Consider the following 793-nt stretch of genomic DNA (forward strand, 5'->3'; position numbering starts at 1 on the left):
CACGGTCGGCCCGCCGCGCCTGGCCGCCGGCCACTGGCGCGCCTACGCCACGCCGCTGGCCGCCGCGTTCGCGCTGCTGACGCCGGTCGCGGTGCGCCTTGGCTACCCTGAAACCTGATTCCCCAAGGAGATTCACGCATGCGTCTTCGCAGTGACAGCATCCAGCCGGGTCAGCCCATCGCCGCGACCTACGCGATGGGCCAGGCCGACGGCTTCGGCGGCAACCGCAACCCCCACCTGGCCTGGGACGCGGTGCCGGCCGGCACCCAGTCCTTCGTGCTGTTGTGCGTCGATCCGGACGTGCCGACCGTGGCCGAGATGGTCGGCCGCGACGACGTGCAGATTCCGGTCGAACAACCGCGCACCGAATTCGTGCATTGGGTGGCGGTGGACCTGCCCGCCGACCTGCGCGAGATCGCCGAAGGCAGCGCCAGCGACGGCGTGGTGGCCAAGGGCAAGCAGCAACCGCCCGGCCTGGACGGCGCGCGGCAGGGACTGAACAGCTACACCGACTGGTTCGCCGGCGACGCGGCGATGGGGGGCGATTACCACGGCTACGACGGCCCGTATCCGCCGGCCAACGACCTGCGCGTGCACCGCTACTTCTTCCGCCTGTTCGCGCTGGATGTGGCGAGCCTGGACGTGCCGGCACGCTTCACCGCCGCCGATGCCTTGCGCGCGATGCAGGGCCACGTGCTGGCCGAAGCCAGCCTGCACGGCACCTACAGCCTCAATCCGGCGGCGAAGTAAGCCGTAAAGCCCCTCTCCCGCCGGGAGAGGGGTTGGGGTGAGG

1 protein-coding gene is annotated in these 793 nt (G+C 71.0%); it reads left to right on the forward strand.

All coding sequences use genetic code 11. The features are described 5' to 3' along the window. The first annotated feature begins 138 nt into the window (after positions 1-138). Positions 139-750 (forward strand): YbhB/YbcL family Raf kinase inhibitor-like protein, encoded by a 612-nt coding sequence (locus D588_RS0109430; protein WP_017915798.1) that lies wholly within the window; start codon positions 139-141, stop codon positions 748-750. The last annotated feature ends 43 nt before the right edge of the window (positions 751-793 follow it).

Origin of the sequence: Xanthomonas sp. SHU 308, assembly GCF_000364645.1 — a bacterium.
In the GTDB taxonomy this organism is placed as follows: Bacteria; Pseudomonadota; Gammaproteobacteria; order Xanthomonadales; family Xanthomonadaceae; genus Xanthomonas_A; species Xanthomonas_A sontii.

What these genes read in the sequence shown, in the direction of transcription:
- D588_RS0109430 (WP_017915798.1), top strand. Translation starts at nt 139, where the DNA reads ATGCGTCTTCGCAGTGACAGCATCCAGCCGGGTCAGCCCATCGCCGCG.